The following is an 18,347-nucleotide window of genomic DNA, read 5'->3' as shown; positions in this document are numbered from 1 at the left end:
ATGCGTTACGTCCCTGTTTTTCTTATATGAATTTTATTCGAGGTTCTGGACCTGCTCGCGCATCTGCTCGATCAGCAGCTTCAGTTCCATCGAGGCGTCGGCCAGTTCCTTGACGGAGGCTTTGGCGCCGAGGGTGTTCGCTTCGCGGTTCAGTTCCTGCATCATGAAGTCCAGGCGCTTGCCGACCTGGCCGCCTTTTTTCAGGATGTGGCGGGTTTCGCCGAGGTGGGCCGACAGGCGGCCGAGTTCTTCAGCGACGTCGATACGGATGCCGTACAGGATCACTTCCTGGCGGATGCGCTCCATCGCGTCCTGGCGCGACATGGCCGTGTTGGAACCCTGGCAGGCCAGACCCAGCGCTTCCTGCATGCGCTCCACGGCTTTTTGTTGGAATTGTGCAACTACTTGCGGGATCAGCGGGGTGATGCGCTTCACAATCCCTTCCATCGACTCGATGCGGGAAATCAGCATCGCTTCCAGTGCCGCGCCTTCGCGCTGGCGGCTTTGGACGAAGGCGGCCAGGGTCTTGGTCATCAGGGCGGAAACGTCGGCCTGCAGCGATTCCTGGCCGATCTGGGCTTCTTCCACCACGCCAGGCCAGCGCAGTAGTTCGGCAACACTCATCTGGGCGGCGCCCGAGAAGTGCTGGCTGACCTCGCCCTGCAGGCGTACCAGCTCGTTCAGCAGGGCTTCATTCAGCTTTTGGGTGCCAGCGGCGGCGGCTTTGCGGCCAAAACTGAGGCGCAGTTCTACCTTGCCACGGGTAATGGCGCCCATAATGGCGGATCGTAAATCGGGTTCGAGGGCGCGCAGATCGTCGTTAATGCGGAACTGCAGGTCAAGGAAGCGCGAATTGACGCTCTTGATTTCAATTGTCAGTGTGCCCGCAGCGCTTTCGCTGGTGGCCACTGCGTAGCCAGTCATGCTGGAAATGCTCAAAGGATATCCCCGATTTTGTCTTTGTCTTTACAATATATTGCTTTGTCCCACACAATCCGGTTTAGTTGAAGCGAGGAAACTTATGGCAGCTCAGAACAACGCTCCATTACCGGATGGTCTGGAAATTGCTGGATACCGCATTGTAAAGAAAATTGCGTCAGGCGGGTTCAGTATTGTGTACCTTGCCTACGACGCAGAAGGCAATGCGGTTGCAATTAAAGAATATTTACCAAGCACTCTTGCATTGCGTCAAGAGGGCGAAATGGTGCCTGTGGTAACGAAAGCTAACCTTCCGGTCTTTAGAATCGGGCTGAAATGCTTTTTTGAAGAGGGCCGTGCACTTGCGAAAATTTCACACCCAAATGTTGTAAGAGTGTTGAATTTTTTCCGCGCCAATGAAACCGTGTATATGGTGATGGCGTATGAATCGGGCCATTCGCTGCAGGACCATATCCAGCGCCAGCGCTCAAAAGGCCGCAATTGCAGCGAGGCGTTCGTGCGCCAGATTTTCACGCAGGTGCTGAAAGGCTTGAGGGAAGTGCATACCAATAAGCTGCTGCACCTGGACCTGAAACCGGCCAATATCTACCTGCGCACCGATGGCACCCCCATGTTGCTGGACTTTGGCGCAGCGCGCCAGACCGTCAATTCGGACAGCCCGAAGCTGATGCCGATGTACACGCCCGGCTTCGCGCCGCCAGAGCTGTACAGCAAAACCGAGGCGCTGGGTCCGTGGACCGATGTGTATTCGATCGGCGCCTCGATGTTCGCCTGCATGCTGGGCCAGCCGCCGCAGCCGGCCGATCAGCGCCGCAAGGAAGACAAGATGGAACCGCACTTCCAGAAGCTGGATGGCCACTATTCGCCGGAGCTGGTGAAACTGGTACGATGGTCGCTGCAGATCGATCCGCTGGCGCGCCCGCAAAGCTTGTTTGAACTGCAAAAGCTGTTGCAGCAGCCGCCGACTCCCACGGAGCCGCCACCGCCGCCAGGGGCGCTGGAAAAGCTGGGCAAGCTGGCAGGTAAGCTCGGATTCGGCCGCAAGAAGGATGCGGCGCCGGGCACGCAACATTAAGGAGGGCACGCCATGCAATTCGCCGTTTATCAGGAAACGCATATTGGCGGCCGTAAGGTCAACCAGGATCGGATGGGCTACAGCTTCACGCGCGACGCGCTGCTGCTGGTGCTGGCCGATGGCATGGGCGGCCACGCGCGCGGCGAGATCGCCGCCACCATCGCCACCAGCACCATTTCGAAGATGTTCCAGCAGCAGGCCACGCCTTATGTGAAGGGGGCGGAGCGCTTCCTGGAAGAGGCGTTGCAGTCGGCGCACCATGAGATCCATAAATACACGGCGGCCCACAATATGCCGGAGTCGCCGCGCACCACAGTTGTTGCCTGCCTGGTGCAGCACAATACGGCGGTGTGGGCGCATTGCGGTGACTCGCGCCTGTACTGGGTGCGCAATGGGCAGATCCATGGCCGCACGCGCGACCATTCGCATGTGGAGAACATGATCGAGAAGGGTTTGATTCCGGCTTCGGCCCGAAATACTCACCCGGACCGCAACAAGCTGTTCTCCTGCCTGGGGGCGGGCAGTGCGCCGCGCATCGAGATTTCCGGCCGCTCCAACCTGCTGCCGGGCGATTCGCTGATGCTGTGTTCCGATGGCCTGTGGTCGGTTGTCACCGATGATGAGCTGGTACAGATGCTGACCACCCAGACCGTGGTGCGGGCGGTGCCGGACATGCTGGCGACCGCGCTGCGCCGCGCCGGCGAGCATAGCGACAATGTGACGGCGCTGGCCATCGTGTGGCAGGGACAGCTGGTGTCGGACGGCACACCGACCACGCATGCCGGTTCGACCGTGATTTCGACCGAGGCGCTGCCGGAGGATGTGGTGAGCACCACCATCCACGGCGCCAAGACCGAAGTCGACGTGTTCGACGACGACGAAATTGAAAAGGCGATCGCGGAAATCCGCGGCGCCATCGAGAAATCCTCCCAATTATTGAAATAGGAATTACATGAGCTCTGTGAACCGCCCAAGTGGCCGCGCCGTCGATGCGCTGCGCAATATCCGCATCACCCGCGACTACACCAAGCACGCTGAAGGTTCAGTGCTGATCGAGTGCGGCGACACCAAGGTGATTTGCACCGCCAGCATCGAAGAGAAGGTGCCTGGCTTCCTGAAGGGCAAGGGCCAGGGCTGGATGACGGCGGAATACGGCATGCTGCCGCGCTCCACCCATTCGCGCATGGACCGCGAGGCAGCCAAGGGCAAGCAGAGCGGCCGCACCCAGGAGATCCAGCGCCTGATCGGCCGTTCGCTGCGCGCTGCCTTCGACCTGGAAGCTTTCGGCGAACGCACCCTGCAGCTGGACTGCGACGTGATCCAGGCTGACGGCGGCACCCGCACCGCGTCGATCACCGGCGCCATGGTGGCGGCGTATGACGCCTTCTCCAAGCTGAAGGCGCGCGGCGCCATCGAGACCATCCCGGTCAAGCATTTCGTGGCGGCGATCTCGGTCGGAGTCTACCAAGGCGTGCCGGTACTGGACCTGGACTACCTGGAAGATTCGGACTGCGATACCGACATGAACGTGATCATGACCGACGCCGGCGCCTTCGTGGAAGTGCAGGGCACCGCCGAAGGCGCAGCCTTCGACCGCGCCGCCATGAACCGCCTGCTGGACCTGGCCGAAGGCGGCATCCGCGACCTGGTCAAACTGCAGAAGCAGGCGCTCGGCCTGTAAAATAGCGTCATGACCCAGAAAATCGTTCTCGCATCAAACAACAAGGGCAAGCTGAAGGAATTCAACGAGCTGCTCTCGACCATTGGCCTGACCGCCCACCCGCAAGCCGAATTCGACGTGCCGGAGGCGGAAGAGCCGTTCCATACATTTGTCGAAAATGCATTGACCAAGGCGCGCCATGCGTCTCGCCTGACCGGCTTGCCGGCGCTGGCGGACGACTCGGGCGTGTGCGTGAATGCGCTGGGCGGTGCGCCGGGTGTGTACTCGGCGCGTTACGCGGGCGAGCCGAAATCGGATGCGCGCAACAGCGAAAAGCTGATCGCCGACCTGGCGGCGCATGCCGATAAGTCGGCCTACTATTACTGCGTGCTGGTATTCGTGCGCCATGCCGACGATCCGCAGCCGGTGATTGCCGATGGCCGCTGGAATGGCGAGATCCGTCCGGAGGCACGCGGCGAGGGCGGATTTGGCTACGACCCGTATTTCCTGGTGCCTGCGCTCGGCAAGCACGTGGCCGAACTGGCTGCCGATGAGAAGAACCGCCTGTCCCATCGCGGCCAGGCCCTGCGTGCCCTGGTTGAGAAGTTGAAATGATCCCGATTAAGCCGGTCGGCATTGCCGTACCAAGCCGCACCATCGACAGCGCCGCCGGCGTCGCTGCAACCTACCTGCGCCCGGGCGCGCTGAACCTGCAGGCCTTGCCGCCGCTTTCGCTGTACATCCATTGGCCGTGGTGCGTGCGCAAATGCCCTTACTGCGATTTCAATTCGCATGAAGCGAAGGGCGAAGTACCCGAGCAGGAATACCTGGACGCGCTGCGGCGCGACCTGGAAATGTCGCTGCCGCTGATCTGGGGGCGCAAGATTTACACCATCTTCATCGGTGGCGGCACGCCGAGCCTGATGTCGGCGGCCGGCATGGACCGCCTGATGTCGGACTTGCGCAGCCTGCTGCCGCTGGACGGCGCCTGCGAAATCACGATGGAGGCCAATCCTGGCACCTTCGAGGCGGAGAAGTTCCGTTCCTACCGCGACAGCGGCATCAACCGCCTGTCGATCGGTATCCAGAGCTTCAACAGCGAGCACCTGAAGGCGCTGGGCCGCATCCACGATGACGGCGAGGCGAAGCGCGCGGTGGAAATCGCGTTGGCGAATTTCGATAACTTCAACCTGGACCTGATGTATGCGCTGCCGAACCAGTCGCTCGAACAGGCGCGCCAGGATATCGAAACCGCCATCGGCTTCAAGCCGCCGCACCTGTCGCTGTACCACCTGACGATGGAGCCGAACACGGTGTTCGCCAAGTATCCGCCGCAGCTGCCGGACGACGACCTGAGCGCGGATATGCAGGACATGATCGCGGAGCTGACCACCTCCAATGGCTACGGCCATTACGAGGTGTCGGCCTACGCCAAGCCGGGCCACCAGGCGCGCCATAACCTGAACTACTGGCAGTTTGGCGATTACCTGGGCATCGGCGCGGGTGCGCACAGCAAGCTGTCCTTCCCGCACCGTGTGCTGCGCCAGGCGCGCTTCAAGCAGCCCAAGTCTTATATGGACGCTGTGGCCGCCGGCAATCCGGTGCAGGAAGAGCGCGAACTGGCGCGCGATGAGATGGGCTTCGAGTTCATGCTGAACACCTTGCGCCTGCAGGATGGCTTTGAGCCGAACCTGTTTGCCGAACGTACCGGCGTGGCGCTCAACGCCATCGAGAAGCAGCTGAACGCGGCCGAGGCCAAAGGCCTGCTGTACCGCGACCATATGCTGATCAAACCGACCGAATTAGGCCAGCGCTTCCTGAACGACCTGCAGCAGATGTTTCTTGCTTAACCTTTCGGAATTGTCGTCCTCGGTGTTCAAAATCCGCATTAGTACTCAACGGCTGTCGTGCGCGAAATTTTAGACGGTGCTCTCTTTGCTGGGCGTGTCTTTCGCAATAGAGATTAGCATGTCAGGAATTAAGCGTTCGCTGAACCCGGCTGCCACACCAAGTAGAAGGAGCCCATAGCTATTGCCCTTAAATACTGAAAAGGCCAATCCGATCTCAGTGGCGGAAAAAGCAATAACTCCGAATAATGCACCAAGCCCGACCCTGCATGTGCTTCCAAGAATTGTTAGGACTGGCAGGTCATTAATTCGTATGTCAGCTTTCTTGGAGCGCTCCAAGAAAGAAATGAGAGCGCCAGCTACTCCGGCAGTAGCCGCGACTGTACCTAGTTTCAGGAAGTTTGGCATTGCGATGTTGTAAAACACGAGGAGGCCAACTCCAATCAATATTGCTGAGAGAGCTACAGTAATAAGGATAAGCTTAGTTCTGAGCTCATTTTGTACCAATTCATTCAGCAAGCTCTCCAGTGGGGAAAAGATGTCGGCAACGTTTTGCCTATCCTTGTTTTTACATGCCACAACCAAAGCCGCGCCAAGACGCGTATAAAATGGAGCGAGATGTTTGTCAGGAAGTAGTGCATGAGCTAACGCCTTGATCCGCGTATATTCAGCTGTCACTTGTTCAAATTCTGACCCTTCTCTTATTCGATAGCTGACATTGTTCTCCTTATTCATCCAAACGCAGTAATCTTTGCTTACCCCAAGGGTACGTGCAACCGCTGGAGTATCATTGATTTCGGAATCAAGGTCCGCGAGGATTTGGTCTATTTCAGACTCGTAGTTTGCTCTGAAAATGCTACGTAAAGCGCTAATTTCAGCTGAGTTGATCGTGTCGATATGGACGCGTTTGAACCTCTTCTGAGCTTTATTCACTAAAAGCTCGAACCTTCTAATTGCGCGATCAAGAAGCTCAGAGTTCGCTTTGTTTTTGTTAACGTGGCTCCAGGAGTATCGGAATCCATCGTGACCCTCAAAGCGATAAATGCAATAGTCGACACCTTTTGTATAAATTTGTGCAATTTTTTGACCGTTGTGGTCTGCACCAACAACAAAGTTTGATCCCCAAGGTTTAGGATTCTCTGACATTTTTTTTCGATTTCTTTCAAAAAGTAGTTTGCCATAAGTAACCTGGCATTACATTTTGATATTAACAAGAAATGCGAAAGTTGTGCTGAATGAATGAATGCGTTGTATCCAATTGATACGTAGGAAAAAGGCACTTTCCGGTTAAAACTCTTCCCATTCGTCGTTGCTGGCAGCAGGCGCGCGACGCTCGGTCTTGCTGCGGCGCTCCGGGCCGTGTGCCGCTTGGCTGCGGTTAGCGTTGTCGCTGGCGCGGGGGGCTGCGGCCCGTGCAGCAGTGCGTGGCTTGGCGCACTGCTCCGGCGCGGCGAGCCGCTGCTGCGGCGGCGCCACAGCGGCCTCCGCCTCCGCCGCCGCCTGCTGGCGCGGCTGCGCGCTCCAGCGTGCCACAGCTTCCGTGCCAAGCCTGAACGATGCGGCCACTTGCGCCAGCTGCGCCGCCTGCTCCTGCATGCTGGCCGCTGCAGCCGCAGCTTCCTCCACCAGTGCGGCATTTTGCTGCGTCACCTGGTCCATCTGCCCAATCGCCTGATTCACCTCGTCGATGCCGACGCTCTGCTCACGGCTGGCGGACGTAATCTCGCCCATGATGTCGGTGACGCGCCGCACGCTGGTCACCACCTCGCCCATGGTGGTCCCGGCCTGCTGTACCAGCGAGGTACCCGCGTTCACCTGCATCACCGAATTGTCGATCAGTTCCTTGATCTCTTTCGCCGCAGCGGCCGAACGCTGCGCCAGGTTGCGCACCTCGGAGGCGACCACCGCGAACCCGCGCCCCTGTTCGCCCGCACGCGCCGCTTCCACCGCAGCGTTCAAAGCCAGGATATTGGTCTGGAAAGCGATGCCGTCGATGGTGCCGATAATGTCCACAATCTTGCGCGAGGAAGCATCGATGGAGCCCATGGTCTCCACCACCTGGCCGACAATCTCGCCGCCGCGCGCGGCCACGTCGGAGGCGGCCTGCGCCAGCTGGTTGGCCTGATTGGCGTTGTCGGCGTTCTGCCGCACGGTCGAAGTCAGCTCCTCCATCGAGGATGCGGTTTCCTCCAGCGAGCTGGCTTGCTGCTCGGTGCGCGAAGACAAGTCAAGGTTGCCGGATGCGATCTCGCTGGAAGCACTGGCGATCGCCGTGGTGCCGGTCTGCACCTGGCTCACCACGCGCCGCAGCGCGTCGTTCATGCCACGCAAGGCCTTCATCAGATCGCCGATCTCGTCGCGCGCCGTCTGCTCGTCGAAGCGTGTGGTCAGGTCGCCTTCGGCCACGGTATTGGCGATGCCCAGCGCGGAGTTCAGCGGCCGTGTGATGCTGCGCGAAATGATCCACGCCGCCCAGGCGCCGAAGGCCAGCATCAGGATGCTGAGCGTGATCATCAGCCTGGTGCTGCGCTGGTGGGCCGCATCGATGGCGGCCGCCGTGGCATCGATGGCCTTGCGCTGCTGCGCCAACAGCTCCTTGACCTTGTCCTGGTAGGCCCTGGCGGACGGGTCGAACACGTCGCGGTACAGCCGTTCGCCGGCGGCGGAATCGCCCGACGTCTTGGCATTCATCACCTGGTTCTTCGCGTCCTGGTACTTGGCGCGCAGCGCGATAGCATCGTTATAGATCTTGCGTTCCTCGTCCGAGTCGAGCAGGGCCTCGATCGACTTGAACAACTCGCCGCCTTTCTTGCTGCTGTCGGCAATGACCGTGGCGAAGGTGTTGGACAGTTCGCCGTCGCTGCTGCGCGCGATCATGTGCGTGCGGGCGATGGCCGAGTAGATCAGCACATACCAGTCCGACACGATGCGCTCCTTGGCCAGCGGGCGGTCCATCATGGCACGCGTGGCGTTGGCGGTGTCGTTGGAATGGTACAGGGCGTAGCCGGTGCCCAGTGCGGACAGTAGCAGGACGATGCCGAAACCCGCTGCCAGGCGGGGCCCAATGCGCAGTTGCGTCAGGAATTGCATACATGCCTCCCGGAGGTTGGAAGACTAGTATGCGCCTGAATAGTGCAGCCTTGACATGTCGTTGCAGGACTGCAACAGGTGCTGCCGGGTCAGAAGGACTGGGCCAGGCGCAGGTCGGGTTTTTCGGCCCATTGCGCCAGGGCGTCGGCCATGCGCTGGCTTTCGCCGATGGCGTAGGTCCAGTCGCGGATGCGGGCGGCGTGGTCCTGTCCATAGTGTTTGAAGTCGCTGCGGTCGGGCAGTTTGCGGTTCGGCAGGCGGGCAACAAAGGCTGGAGCAGGGGAGACCAGGATCACGTTTTCCAGCGCGCTGTCGCGGGCGCGGCGCCAAGGCATCGACTTGTCCAGCCAGCCCGGCACGATATGGTCGGTGAAGTGCGGGTACAGCACCAGGCCTTCGTCGCGCTGGTAGGGCAGGTGGAGGTGGTAGTCGATCAGGCCTCCGTCCCAGTAATCGCCCTGCGGTGCGCCGTGGATGCCGCTGACGGCTTGCAGCACCAGCGGGATGGAGCCGGAGGCCAGCAGGGCGGAGTGCAGGTTCTGTTCCGACAGCCCGACAAAGTGCGAGGCGAAGGCGTCGAAGCTGGTGCGCAGCCAGGCGGCATCGTCGCGCACGTCGTGGAAAACGACGCGCTCCATGGCGCTGGCCAGGCGGCTGCGCGAGACGGTGTTGCCGGCGGCGGCGCGCAGGAAGCCGGCGATTTCGCGCCAGCGGCTGCCGCGCGTTTCGGCCAGCGGGCCGATGCCGCGCACTGTGATGACGGACAGGCGGTAATCGGGGTTGGTCAGCATTTCCTCGCCACGGCCATCCAGCACGCTGTCCAGCAAGCTGCGGATGGTGCGGCTGACGTAGGCGGCATCCACTTTCGCCGGGTAGGTCTGGTGGGCGTAGTGGTGGGCCAGGCGGCGGTGCGCGGCGACCGGGTCGTGGAAGGCGGATGCTGCCATGCGCCAGGCGCCGATCGAGGCGCCGATCAGGCGGCGCTGGCGCGGCGCCTGTTTCAGCCACTCGCCGAACATCCATTGGTCGATGCCGTTCAGGATCAGGCCCTTGGGGCCGCCCGCTGCGGCGGGGATGATGGCGATGTCGGCAGCCTGCAGGCCCTCGCGTTCGATGCGCTGGCGGGCGCGCTGGCCGAGCCGGATGCTGATTGGTGAATCCACTACTTCAAACCTCCTCCAAGCGCGCGATACAGGTCGATGGCGCTGGTTGTGCGCAGCAGGCGAGCCTGGACCAGGGCCTGTTCTGCGCTGAACAATTCGCGTTGGGCGTCGAGCACGTCGAGCGAGCTGGCGACGCCGTTCTCAAAGCGTAATTGTAATAGACGCAGGCGTTCGGCCTGGGCGTCCTGCACGGCGCGCTGGGCGGCGACCTGTTCGGCGAGGTAGGTTCTCGCTGCCAGGGCGTCTGCGACTTCGCGGAAGGCTTGCTGGATGGTTTTCTCGTAGTCGGCGACGGCAATGTTCTTGCGGGCGTGGCTGACGTCGAGGTTGGCCAGGTTGCGGCCGGTGTCGAAGATCGGCAGCACCAGTTGCGGGGCGAAGCTCCAGGTGTCGTTGCCGCTGTCGAACAGGCCGCTGAATTCGCGGCTGGCGCTGCCGATGGCTGTGGTCAGCGTGATGCGCGGGAAGAAGGCGGCGCGCGCGGCGCCGATATTGGCGTTGGCCGCCTTCAGCCGCTGCTCGGCGGCGCGGATGTCGGGGCGGTTGGCCAGCAGGTCGGAGGGCAGGCCGGCCGTCAGCTGGGCCATCGCGTCGGCCTGAGCGTCCGCCGCCTGCTGCGCGGCAGCGCCGGCGTACGGCGCGCCGCCAGCGGGCGGCAGCGGCTGGCCGACCAAGAGGGTGAGGGCGTTGGCGGCTTGCGTGCGCTGGCGGGCCAGGCTGAGCGCTGCGGCGCGGGCGGTTTCCATCTGCTGCTCGTTGGAGCGCAGGTCAAGGCGTGAGGATGCGCCGCCTTCAACGCGTTGACGGGTCAGGTCAAAGGTACGCTTGCGGGCGTCGTACGTGCGCTCGGCCAGCGCCTGCTGCTCGGCGAGGGCGCGTTCGGTGTAGTAGGCCTTGGCGACTTCCGCCACCAGGCTGATTTGCGCGGCTTTTTGGGCCTCCTCAGTGGCGAGATAGCTGGCGAGTGAAGCGTCGCTCAGGCTTTTCACGCGGCCGAAGAAGTCCAGTTCGAAGGCAGAGATGCCAAGGCCAGCATCGTACCGCTCGCTGACCTGCGACTGGCCATTGGCGGCGGCGAAGGCTGGCGTGCGGCTGCGGGAGCCGGACAGCGAGGCGTTCAGCGTCGGCAGGCGGTCGGCGCGCTGGATGCGGTAGGCGCCGCGCGCTTCTTCGATGCGCAGGGCGGCGATGCGCAGGTCGCGGTTGTTTTCAAGCGCTGTGGCGATCAGTTGCTGAAGGCGGCCATCAGGGAAGAACGCGCGCCAAGCCGTGTCGGCGGCGGATGGCGCGTCGCTGGACGGCGCGCCGGCTGCGCCAGCGGCGGCTGGCGTGGCGGGGAAGGCGTCGGACACTGGCGCGGCGGGGCGCTGGTAGGCAGGAGCCATCGAACAGCCGGAGATCGCGCCGCACAGGAGCAGCGCGGCGGCGCGGGGGAAGGACGTCATCATGGCTTTTGCTCCGGTAAATCCAGTTCATGCGCGGCGAGGCGGCGTTGGCGTTCGCTGCCTTTGAAGATGCGGCGCACCACGACAAAGAACACCGGCACCAGGAACACCGCCAGCACGGTCGCGGTAATCATGCCCCCCATCACGCCAGTACCGATCGCACGCTGCGAAGCCGAACCAGCGCCGGAGGCGATCACCAGCGGCAGCACGCCCAGGATAAACGCCAGCGAAGTCATGATGATCGGCCGGAAGCGCAAATGCACCGCCTCCAGCGTCGCCTCGATCAACCCCATGCCCTGCGCCTGCAAATCCTTGGCAAACTCGATGATCAGGATCGCATTCTTGGCCGACAATCCAATGATCGCAATCAGGCCCACTTTGAAGTACACGTCATTCGGCAAGTCGCGCAGGTGGGCGCCCAGCAGCGCACCCAGCACGCCCAGCGGCACCACCAGCAGCACCGCCACCGGAATCGACTCCGACTCATACAGCGCCGCCAGCACCAGGAAAGCCGCCAGCAGCGACAGCGCAAACAGCATCGGCGCCTGCGAACCTGACAAACGCTCCTCGGCCGACTGCCCGGTCCACTCGATACCGAAGCCCGGCGGCAACTGCTCGGCCAGGCTGGTCAGCTCCGCCATCGCCTCGCCGGTCGAATAGCCCGGCGCCGCGTTGGCGCTCAGGCGATAGGCGGGATAGCCGTTATAGCGCAGCAGCTGGATCGGCCCCGTCACCCAGCGCGTGGTGGCGAAGGAGGCAAACGGCACCATCGTCCCGCTATTGCTGCGCACCTGCAGCCGCAGGATATCTTCCGGCTGCATACGGCGCGCCTGCTCCGCCTGCACAATCACGCGCTGCTGGCGGCCGCTGTTGGCGAAATCATTCACATAAGACGAACCGAGCGCCGTACCCAGCGTCGCAGAAATGTCGGTGAAGGACACGCCCAGCGCATTGGCCTTCTCGCGGTCCACATCCACCTGCATCTGTGGCGCGTCTTCCAGGCCTTCCGGACGCATGCCGGTCAACACCTTGCTCTTGCCCGCCAGTTCCAGCAGCTGGTTACGCGCCGCCAGCAGCGCCTCGTGACCCAGACCGCCCCGGTCCTGCAAGCGCGCCGTGATGCCGGTAGCGTTGCCCAGTTCGCGGATCGGCGGCGGGCTCAAAGCAAAGATCTGCGCATCCTGGATGTGCGCCAGCCCGCCGAAGGAACGGCCGGCAATCGCTTCGGCCGACTGGTCAGGGCCGCGCTCCTTCCAGTCCTTCAAAGGCACGAACACCAGGCCCGCATTCTGGCCGCTGCCGGAGAAGCTGAAGCCCGCCACCGCAATGGTGCGCGCCACACCCGGCTGGCTGCGGAAATACTTATCCACTTCCGCCAGCACCGCTTCGGTACGGCCGCGCGCCGCACCCGGCGGCAACTGCACGTTGGCGATGATATAGCCCTGGTCCTCATTCGGCAGGAAAGAGGAGGGCAGGCGCACGTACAGCCAGGCCACAATGCCCAGCAGCGCCGCGAAGACCAGCATGAAGCGCCCCGTGCGCTTGAGGATCTTGGCCACCCAGCCCTGGTAATGCGTCGCCGTGGAAGCGAAGCCGCGGTTGAACCAGCCGAACACGCCGGTCTTGGCATGTGCATGGCCAGCCTGCACCGGCTTCAGCATGGTGGCGCACAGCGCCGGGGTGAGCGACAGCGCCATCAGCGCCGAGAAGGCCATGGCGGCCACCATCGCCAGCGAGAACTGGCGGTAGATCGCACCCACCGCGCCGCCGAAGAAGGCCATTGGGATGAACACCGCGATCAGCACCAGCGTAATGCCGATGATGGCGCCGGTAATCTGCGACATGGCCTTGCGCGTCGCATCGCGCGGCGACAGGCCTTCCTCGCTCATGATGCGCTCGACGTTTTCCACCACCACGATGGCGTCGTCGACCAGGATGCCGATTGCCAGCACCATGCCGAACATGGTCAGCACGTTGATCGAGAAGCCGAACAGTTGCATCGCGGCGAAGGTGCCCATCAAGGCAATCGGCACCACGATGGTCGGGATCAGCGTGTAGCGGAAGTTCTGCAGGAAGATATACATCACCAGGAACACCAGCGCCACCGCCTCGAGCAGGGTCTTGACCACTTCCTCGATGGAGATCTTGACGAACAGCGAGGTATCGTAAGGCACGGTGTACTTCAGGCCGGGCGGGAAGTACTTCTGCAGCTCGTCCATCTTCTCGCGCACGATGTTGGCGGTGGCCAGCGCATTGCCGGTCAGCGACTGCTGCACGGCGATGGCGACAAACGGCTCGCCGTTCAGCCGCGCGCTGACGCGGTAGCTGGCGCCGCCCAGTTCCAGGCGCGCCACGTCGCGCAGCCGCACCAGCGAGCCATCGCGGTTGGCGCGCAGCACGATCCGGCCAAATTCTTCGACGGAAGTCAGCTGGCCCGTCACCACGACGGGCGCGAACCAGGTTTGCGAGCGCTGGTTCGGCAGGTCGCCCACCGTGCCGGCCGCCACCTGGACGTTCTGCTGGCGGATGGCGGTGGTCACATCGCTCATATTGAGCTTGTAACCGGTCAGCTTGTCGGGGTCGACCCAGATACGCATGGAGCGCTCTGTGCCGAACAACTCGGCCTGGCCGACGCCCGGCAGGCGCTTGATTTCGTTGACCACGTTACGGGCCAGGTAGTCGCCGATGGCCGTGGTATCCATGCTGCCGTCTGTGGACGAGGCGCCGACGAACATCAGGATATTGGAGCGCGCCTTGTTGACCTGTACGCCCTGCTGGATCACCGCTTGCGGCAGGCGTGATTCGACGCGCTTGATGCGGTTTTGCACATCGACCGCCGCCAGGTCCGGGTTGGTGCCGGGCTGGAAGGTGACGGTGATGCTGACGGAACCGTTCGAATCGCTTTGCGACTCAACATACTGCAAGCCATCGGCGCCGTTCATCTCCTGTTCGATCACCGAGGTGACGGCGTCGTCCAGCACCTGCGCCGAGGCGCCTGGATAGGCGGCGCTGATGACGATGGAAGGCGGTGCGATGGTCGGGTATTGCGCCACCGGCAGCACGGTAATCGCCAACGCCCCGCCCAGCAGGATGAAGAGGGCGATCACCCACGCGAAGACGGGGCGGTCGATAAAGAATTTTGCCATCTGGCGGCCCCTTTACTTGGCCGCCGGGGCGGATGCCGCAGGCGTGGCGCCAGCGGGCAATGCTGCCGGGCCTTTCCACGGCACCGGATTGACGGTGCCGCCAGGCTTGGTCTTCTGGAAGCCTTCCACGATGATGCGCTCACCGCCTTTCAAGCCCGAGCTGACCACCCATTTGCCGCCGGCCGCCGCATCGGCCTTGACCGGCACCGAACTGACTTTGTTCTCGCTGCCGACCACCAGCACCGACGCGCCTTCCGCACCGCGCACCACGGCCTGTTGCGGCACCGTGATGGCCGCCTCGTTGACGCCTTGCTCAAGGCGCGCGCGCACATACATGCCCGGCAGCAGGGTGCGGTCAGGATTCGGGAATTCCGCCCGCATCGACAGCGCGCCGGACGATTCATCCACCGCCACATCGGAGAACAGCAGCTTGCCGGGACGAGGATATTCCTGGCCATCCTCGGTCAACAGGGTAACGCGTGCCTGGTCCTTGCCTGCGCTCTTCAGCGTGCCCTTGGCCAGCGCCTGCTTCAGGCGCAGCAGCTCCGCCGAGGACTGGGTGATGGTGACGTAGATCGGATCGAGCTGCTGCACGGTAGCCATCGGCGTGGCCTCGTTCTGCCCAACCAGCGCACCCTCCGTCACCAGCGCACGGCCCACGCGGCCGGAGATCGGCGCGGTCACGGTGGCATAGCCCAGCGTCAGCCCCGCATTCTTGCGTGCCGCACGGGCAGATTGCAGCTCGGCGCCGGCCTGCTTCTGTGCCGTCACCGCATCGTCGTACTCCTGCTGGCTGACCGCCTGCGCCGCCAGCAGCGGCTTGTAGCGGCGCGCTTTCAGGTCGGCCTGGGCCAGGTTGGCCTCGGCCCGCGCCACCGCCGCATCCGCGCTATCCACATTGGCCTGGAACTGCGCCGGATCGATACGGAACAGCACTTCGCCGGCCCGTACATCGCCCCCTTCCCTGAACACGCGCTGCAGCACAATGCCCGGCGTGCGCGCCCGTACCTGCGCAATGCGCGAAGCCTCGACGCGGCCCGGCAGCTCATTGGTGACGGTGACTTCGCCTGCGGTGGCGGTGATGACGGAAACGGTGGGAGGTGGCGGAGGAGCTTTGTTGGCATCCTTTTTATCGCCGCAGGCCGCGAGGGTAAGCGTCAGGGCGGCTGCCGCCAGGGGCAGGGGGCGCAATACAGGTTTCATTGGGCGTCTCTTATTGTGGGGTGGGACTGCGCCGAAAATTGTATATCACTGTCAATTGTAACGTTTTGTACAGTATCAAATGACAAAAAAGGGCGCCGAAGCGCCCTTTTGTAGCGAAGCGGGAAATGCTTAACGCATTGCCGAAATCATCTGCTTCAGCTTGTTGGAATCAGCAACGAAGGCGCGGATGCCCTCGGCCAGCTTTTCGGTCGCCATCGCGTCTTCGTTCAGCATGAAGCGGAAGGTCTTTTCGTCCACCGAGATCTTGACGGCGGTGCCGGAATCGGCCGGGTTCAGCTTGCGCTCGACCGCGCCCTGGGTGTCGGCCAGCTTTTGCAGCAGGTCCGGCGAAATGGTCAGCAGGTCGCAGCCGGCCAGTTCCAGGATCTGGCTGGTGTTGCGGAAGGACGCGCCCATCACTTCGGTCTTGTAGCCGAACTTGCGGTAGTAGTTGTAGATGCGCTTGACCGACTGCACGCCCGGATCTTCGGCGCCCTGGTAATCGATGCCAGTGGACTTCTTGTACCAGTCGTAGATACGGCCGACGAACGGGGAAATCAGCTGCGAACCCGCTTCCGCGCAGGCGATCGCCTGGCACAGGGAGAACAGCAGGGTCATATTGGTGCGGATGCCTTCCTTCTCCAGCTGCTCGGAAGCGCGGATGCCTTCCCAGGTGGAGGCGATCTTGATCAGTACGCGCTCGCGCGGGATGCCGGCTTTTTCGTACAGGGAAATCAGTTCGCGGCCCTTGGCGACGTTGCCGGCCACGTCGAAGGACAGGGCGGCGTCGATTTCGGTCGATACGCGGCCTGGTACGTACTTCAGGATTTCGGTGCCGAAGGCGATCAGCAGCGTGTCGATGATCTCGCCGGTGGAGGCGGTTGGGTTGTCGCGCACTGCTTTTTCCAGCAGCGGCTTGTACTCATCCTTCTGCACCGCCTTCAGGATCAGCGACGGGTTGGTGGTGGCGTCTTGCGGCGCGTAGGCCTTGATCGACTGGAAATCGCCGGTATCGGCAACGACGGTGGTGTATTGCTTGAGCTGTTCGAGCTGGTTCATTGCAGTCCTGGAAACGTTAGGGACGAAAAGAACCTATTGTACTATTACATTTCCACATCTTGAGTTTTGAGGAGGCCGTCATGGTCCTGGCAATTATTGGAGCGCTGATCCTGGCGCTGGGCTTGTTTTCTGGCACTGCGCTGGTCATGGCGCAACTGGGTGTGGGCGGATTGGAAGCAAGCGCTTCACTGTGGTTGATGTTCCCCCTGTTCAGCGTGGTGGGCTACCTGATGTTCGCCACCGGGGCGCGCGTGGCCAACTTCCGCGTGCTGTCGTTTGGGGTGTCGATTGCGTTGCTGCTGCTGGCGCTGGGGTGCGCGGTTGCCCTGGTGGCCGACGCCACCGCCTTGATGGCCCTGCGCGGCGGTACGGGTGCGCTGTGGTATGTGCTGCTGATCGCTGGCGTGCTGGGCGCGACTGGCGCCGCTTCGCACGGCAAGGTGGCGGTGCAGTAGGCGTGCCTTCCATCGCAGTCATCGGCGGCGGCATTACCGGCGTCACAACGGCTTATGCCCTGGCGCGGCGCGGCTTGCAGGTGACGCTGTTCGAGCGTCACCGCTATCCGGCGCTGGAGGCCTCGTTCGCCAATGGCGGCCAGCTCTCCGCTTCCAATGCGGAGGCGTGGAATAGCTGGTCGACCGTGCGCAAGGGGCTGGCGTGGATGCTGCGTGGCGATGCGCCTTTGCTGGTCAATCCTATGCCGAGCTGGCATAAGTTGTCGTGGTTCGCCGAATTCCTGGCGGCCATTCCCCATTACGAATCAAATACTGTTGCCTGTACCCGGCTGGCGATTGCAGCCCGCGCACACCTGTTCGGCTGGGCACGCGAGGAGGGTATCCAGTTCGACCAGCGGCAGCAGGGCATCCTGCACGTCTGCCGCGACAAGGCGGGCTTCGAGCATGCGGCCCGGGTCAGCCGGTTGCTGGCGCAGGGCGGCCTGGAACGGCGCGCTGTCACGCCGCTCGAAATGCAGGCGATCGAGCCTGCGCTGGCGGGGCAGTTCTATGGTGGTTTTTTTACCGAAAGTGATAGTACGGGCGATATCCATAAGTTCACCGTCGGCCTGGCGCAGGCGGCCGAACGGCGCGGCGTGCGGATGGTGTACGGCGCCGACGTCCGGCGCCTGCAGCCACTTGGCGGCGTGCGCGTCGCCTACGCCAGCGACGGCGACGGCCCGCAGCGGGCGGCGGATTTCGACGCCGTGGTGATCTGCGCCGGCACGGCCAGCCGCGCCCTGGCCGCCATGCTGGGCGACCGGGTCAACGTCTATCCCGTGAAGGGCTACTCGATCACCGTCATGCTGGACGGCCCTGCCAGCCGTGCCGCGGCGCCGCACGCCAGCCTGGTCGACGATGCCGCCAAACTGGTGACCAGCCGCCTGGGCGCCGACCGCCTGCGGGTGGCGGGAACGGCCGAGTTCAATGGCCACAACCGCGACATCCGCGCCGACCGTATCGCGCCGCTGGTGGATTGGGTGCAGCAATGCTTCCCCGGCGTCAGTACACGCCAGGTGGTGCCGTGGGCCGGCCTGCGCCCGATGATGCCCAATCTGGTGCCGCGCGTAGGGCCCGGCAAGCGGCCAGGCGTGTTCTACAACACAGGCCACGGCCACCTTGGCTGGACCCTATCCGCCGCCACGGCAGAGCTGATCGCCGCGCAGGTGGAAGCGGCGTGCGCACTGCAGAACCGCACACCATTGGCCGCCTGAGTTTTATGGTCT

General features: G+C 62.9%; 15 protein-coding genes. 7 read left to right on the top strand and 8 right to left on the bottom strand.

Translation table 11 applies throughout. The features are described 5' to 3' along the window. Positions 1-33: 33 nt before the first annotated feature. Positions 34-924 (bottom strand): YicC/YloC family endoribonuclease, encoded by an 891-nt coding sequence (locus AAHE99_RS21380; protein WP_342119379.1) that lies wholly within the window; start codon positions 922-924, stop codon positions 34-36. A gap of 97 nt (positions 925-1,021) precedes the next feature. On the opposite strand from AAHE99_RS21380, the gene AAHE99_RS21375 reads away from it, so the two are divergent. From AAHE99_RS21375 to hemW, 5 genes are read left to right on the top strand one after another with little or no spacing between them, the layout of a single operon-like run. Further along, on the top strand, positions 1,022-2,014 hold the full coding sequence (locus AAHE99_RS21375; RefSeq protein ID WP_342119400.1) for a serine/threonine protein kinase: 993 nt from the start codon (positions 1,022-1,024) through the stop codon (positions 2,012-2,014). Positions 2,015-2,026: 12 nt separating this feature from the next. Beyond that, the gene (locus tag AAHE99_RS21370) at positions 2,027-2,959 is read left to right on the top strand and encodes a PP2C family protein-serine/threonine phosphatase (RefSeq protein WP_342119378.1); all 933 of its coding nucleotides are present in this window, start codon (positions 2,027-2,029) and stop codon (positions 2,957-2,959) included. A 7-nt stretch (positions 2,960-2,966) separates the two neighbouring features. Beyond that, positions 2,967-3,695, top strand: a complete 729-nt coding sequence (gene rph / locus AAHE99_RS21365; RefSeq protein WP_342119377.1) for a ribonuclease PH — start codon at positions 2,967-2,969, stop codon at positions 3,693-3,695. 9 nt (positions 3,696-3,704) lie between these two features. Continuing rightward, positions 3,705-4,289 carry an RdgB/HAM1 family non-canonical purine NTP pyrophosphatase gene (gene rdgB, locus AAHE99_RS21360; protein WP_342119376.1) on the top strand — a complete coding sequence of 195 codons (585 nt, stop codon included), beginning with the start codon at positions 3,705-3,707 and terminating at the stop codon, positions 4,287-4,289. Beyond that, the gene (hemW, locus tag AAHE99_RS21355) at positions 4,286-5,524 is read left to right on the top strand and encodes a radical SAM family heme chaperone HemW (RefSeq protein WP_342119375.1); all 1,239 of its coding nucleotides are present in this window, start codon (positions 4,286-4,288) and stop codon (positions 5,522-5,524) included. Before rdgB ends, hemW begins: the two co-directional genes overlap by 4 nt. A 69-nt stretch (positions 5,525-5,593) precedes the next feature. Here the strand turns inward: hemW and AAHE99_RS21350 are convergent, their stop codons facing one another. The 7 genes from AAHE99_RS21350 to tal all read right to left on the bottom strand — a co-directional run bounded on the left by AAHE99_RS21350 (position 5,594) and on the right by tal (position 16,627). Then, positions 5,594-6,667 carry a hypothetical protein gene (locus AAHE99_RS21350; protein WP_342119374.1) on the bottom strand — a complete coding sequence of 358 codons (1,074 nt, stop codon included), beginning with the start codon at positions 6,665-6,667 and terminating at the stop codon, positions 5,594-5,596. A gap of 141 nt (positions 6,668-6,808) precedes the next feature. Continuing rightward, a complete protein-coding gene (locus tag AAHE99_RS21345) occupies positions 6,809-8,611 on the bottom strand; it encodes a methyl-accepting chemotaxis protein (RefSeq protein WP_342119373.1) in 1,803 nt (600 codons plus the stop codon). Positions 8,612-8,700: 89 nt separating this feature from the next. Beyond that, complete coding sequence (locus AAHE99_RS21340; RefSeq protein ID WP_342119372.1) at positions 8,701-9,774, bottom strand: patatin-like phospholipase family protein; 1,074 nt, start codon at positions 9,772-9,774, stop codon at positions 8,701-8,703. Next, positions 9,774-11,222 (bottom strand): efflux transporter outer membrane subunit, encoded by a 1,449-nt coding sequence (locus AAHE99_RS21335; protein ID WP_342119371.1) that lies wholly within the window; start codon positions 11,220-11,222, stop codon positions 9,774-9,776. The genes AAHE99_RS21340 and AAHE99_RS21335 overlap by 1 nt, the downstream gene beginning before the upstream one ends. Beyond that, the gene (locus AAHE99_RS21330) at positions 11,219-14,365 is read right to left on the bottom strand and encodes an efflux RND transporter permease subunit (RefSeq protein WP_342119370.1); all 3,147 of its coding nucleotides are present in this window, start codon (positions 14,363-14,365) and stop codon (positions 11,219-11,221) included. The genes AAHE99_RS21335 and AAHE99_RS21330 overlap by 4 nt, the downstream gene beginning before the upstream one ends. A 12-nt stretch (positions 14,366-14,377) precedes the next feature. Next, positions 14,378-15,568, bottom strand: coding sequence for an efflux RND transporter periplasmic adaptor subunit (locus AAHE99_RS21325; protein WP_342119369.1), 1,191 nt, complete (start codon positions 15,566-15,568; stop codon positions 14,378-14,380). Positions 15,569-15,697: 129 nt separating this feature from the next. After that, on the bottom strand, positions 15,698-16,627 hold the full coding sequence (tal, locus tag AAHE99_RS21320) for a transaldolase (RefSeq protein ID WP_342119368.1): 930 nt from the start codon (positions 16,625-16,627) through the stop codon (positions 15,698-15,700). A gap of 80 nt (positions 16,628-16,707) precedes the next feature. Between tal and AAHE99_RS21315 the strand changes: the two genes are divergently transcribed. Together AAHE99_RS21315 and AAHE99_RS21310 are read left to right on the top strand one after the other, a co-directional pair. Beyond that, positions 16,708-17,082: a hypothetical protein gene (locus tag AAHE99_RS21315; protein WP_342119367.1), complete on the top strand. Its 375-nt coding sequence runs from the start codon at positions 16,708-16,710 to the stop codon at positions 17,080-17,082. Between the two features lie 2 nt (positions 17,083-17,084). After that, positions 17,085-18,335: a D-amino acid dehydrogenase gene (locus AAHE99_RS21310; RefSeq protein WP_342119366.1), complete on the top strand. Its 1,251-nt coding sequence runs from the start codon at positions 17,085-17,087 to the stop codon at positions 18,333-18,335. Positions 18,336-18,347 lie beyond the last annotated feature (12 nt).

Origin of the sequence: Pseudoduganella sp. OTU4001, from assembly GCF_038440195.1 — a bacterium.
In the GTDB taxonomy this organism is placed as follows: Bacteria; Pseudomonadota; Gammaproteobacteria; order Burkholderiales; family Burkholderiaceae_D; genus Rugamonas.
The sequence above is the reverse complement of the archived record's forward strand: the minus strand, read 5'-3'. Positions and strand labels throughout refer to the sequence as shown.

Bases quoted from the DNA above. Each gene is read 5' to 3' on its own strand.
- AAHE99_RS21380 (WP_342119379.1), bottom strand. From the start codon at position 924: ATGACTGGCTACGCAGTGGCCACCAGCGAAAGCGCTGCGGGCACACTG.
- AAHE99_RS21375 (WP_342119400.1), top strand. From the start codon at position 1,022: ATGGCAGCTCAGAACAACGCTCCATTACCGGATGGTCTGGAAATTGCT.
- AAHE99_RS21370 (WP_342119378.1), top strand. From the start codon at position 2,027: ATGCAATTCGCCGTTTATCAGGAAACGCATATTGGCGGCCGTAAGGTC.
- rph (WP_342119377.1), top strand. From the start codon at position 2,967: ATGAGCTCTGTGAACCGCCCAAGTGGCCGCGCCGTCGATGCGCTGCGC.
- rdgB (WP_342119376.1), top strand. From the start codon at position 3,705: ATGACCCAGAAAATCGTTCTCGCATCAAACAACAAGGGCAAGCTGAAG.
- hemW (WP_342119375.1), top strand. From the start codon at position 4,286: ATGATCCCGATTAAGCCGGTCGGCATTGCCGTACCAAGCCGCACCATC.
- AAHE99_RS21350 (WP_342119374.1), bottom strand. From the start codon at position 6,667: ATGTCAGAGAATCCTAAACCTTGGGGATCAAACTTTGTTGTTGGTGCA.
- AAHE99_RS21345 (WP_342119373.1), bottom strand. From the start codon at position 8,611: ATGCAATTCCTGACGCAACTGCGCATTGGGCCCCGCCTGGCAGCGGGT.
- AAHE99_RS21335 (WP_342119371.1), bottom strand. From the start codon at position 11,222: ATGATGACGTCCTTCCCCCGCGCCGCCGCGCTGCTCCTGTGCGGCGCG.
- AAHE99_RS21330 (WP_342119370.1), bottom strand. From the start codon at position 14,365: ATGGCAAAATTCTTTATCGACCGCCCCGTCTTCGCGTGGGTGATCGCC.
- AAHE99_RS21325 (WP_342119369.1), bottom strand. From the start codon at position 15,568: ATGAAACCTGTATTGCGCCCCCTGCCCCTGGCGGCAGCCGCCCTGACG.
- tal (WP_342119368.1), bottom strand. From the start codon at position 16,627: ATGAACCAGCTCGAACAGCTCAAGCAATACACCACCGTCGTTGCCGAT.
- AAHE99_RS21315 (WP_342119367.1), top strand. From the start codon at position 16,708: ATGGTCCTGGCAATTATTGGAGCGCTGATCCTGGCGCTGGGCTTGTTT.